The 1,783-nt window shown below is 42.2% G+C and carries 2 protein-coding genes; both read right to left on the bottom strand.

Features of this window, described 5'->3' with window-relative positions:
* Positions 1 to 105 precede the first annotated feature (105 nt).
* Positions 106 to 750, bottom strand: a complete 645-nt coding sequence (locus AsFPU1_RS22320; protein WP_125061196.1) for a Uma2 family endonuclease — start codon at positions 748 to 750, stop codon at positions 106 to 108.
* A 33-nt stretch (positions 751 to 783) separates the two neighbouring features.
* On the bottom strand, positions 784 to 1,783 hold a 1,000-nt coding region (locus AsFPU1_RS22315; RefSeq protein WP_148096909.1), incomplete at its 5' end, for a dihydrolipoamide acetyltransferase family protein.

The raw sequence follows: 1,783 nt of genomic DNA, 5'->3' as shown, positions 1-1,783 counted from the left end.
GCATACGTTCCCGTGCCACTGGCGTAAACAGAGAATTGACCAAATTGTGCAAAGGAGCTTGCATAGGCACATAGCATAAATAGCCAACACAAGTAACAGGTTTTGTTATGCATTTTTGATTAATGAGGTCTGCTGATAAATGAGTTTGAGAGGCAAATCAATGCTGAGCGAAGGCATTTTTAATGTGTCGAATAGTGATTTATACTCCTCTAACTCCCAACGCCCTGTGCTATTCATACGAAAGACCTCAACGTTAACACTTTCAGTATCAATTAAAATATACTCTTTAAGTGATGCAATATCCTTGTAAAATTTAAACTTGTTACCCCGATCATAATTTTTAGTTGATGGAGAAAGAATTTCAAAAATTACAATAGGCTCTGTTGCTGAGTCTTCGTTGGATAGATCCAGGTTGCTGCAAAACACAGAAATGTCCGGATAAGTAAAAAGCGAGTTCTCAGGAATATAAACTCGCATATCACTTCCAAAAGGCCTGCATGATTTCCCCTTTAGCCTAATGTATAACTCGCCAATGATGTTAACAGAGATGATGTTGTGTACATGATTGGCTCCAGACTTTGCACGAACATCTATGATTGGTGTCTCCTCAGGAACCTCATCAAGCATCAGAAAAACTTCTCCTTGATAATACTCGTGTTTTTGATTGGAGGCTCGCTCAAAAGCCAAATATTCCTCAATGGTGAGTTTCTTTTTTCCGTGCGCTAATATGGGTTCACGAACTTCAATCATTTCTTCTATTCAGTAAGCAAGCACCAGGCTTGCTTATATCAAAATCCTAACGGGATCTTCCAACAGTCCTTTCAGCGTTTTAAGGAAAGCAGAACCAACAGCACCATCAACTGCACGGTGATCACAAGAAAGTGTAACCTTCATGACACTACCGGGTACCAGTTGACCATTTTTCACCACTGCCGTTTCTTTAATACCACCTACAGCCAGAATACAAGCATCTGGCGGATTGATGATAGCTGTAAAATCTTCTATGCCAAACATACCCAGGTTGGAGATAGAGAATGTTGAACCTTCCCAATCTTTGGGTTGTAGCTTCTTATCGTGCGCCTTTTGAGCCAGATCTTTTACTTCTGCCGAAATATGTGATAATGATTTATTATCTGCGAAGCGAACTACAGGAACCAACAAACCATCTTTCACCGCTACGGCTACACCAATGTGTATGTGATGGTTCTTTCTGATCTTATCGCCTAACCAGCTTACGTTTACATCCGGATGCTGGCGTAAAGCAGCAGCCGTTGCCTTAATAACCAAGTCATTGAAACTTACTTTTACAGGACTGATTTCGTTAATGCTCTTTCTGGCTTCAATGGCTTTGTCCATGTTGATTTCCATGGTCAGATAGAAGTGAGGCGCTGTGTACATACTTTCGCTCAGACGCTTGGCAATTGTTTTGCGCATCTGCGATACCGCCACTTCTTCGAAGCTCTCCTGACCTACCACACTTGGTAACACAACTGGTGCACTACCTGCTGAAGCAGGCTTGCTTGCTGCTGGAGCTGAACCTGGTTTAAAGTTTTCTATGTCTTGTTTGGTGATGCGGCCGTTATCGCCAGTTCCTTTGATTTGATTCAGGTCATAGCCTTTTTCTTTGGCCATAGATTTGGCTAAAGGAGAAGCCTTGATGCGGCCATTTGAACTATGATCTTGAACAACTGATGCAGAATTACTTGATGAAGCACTTGTCGCTGCAGGAGCTTCTGCTTTAGCAGGTTGAGCCGAACCACTTCCCTTGCCTTCATGCGCTTTC

It is taken from the genome of Aphanothece sacrum FPU1, assembly GCF_003864295.1.
Classification (GTDB): domain Bacteria; phylum Cyanobacteriota; class Cyanobacteriia; order Cyanobacteriales; family Microcystaceae; genus Aphanothece_B; species Aphanothece_B sacrum.
This window is presented reverse-complemented; position numbering and strand designations above follow the sequence as displayed.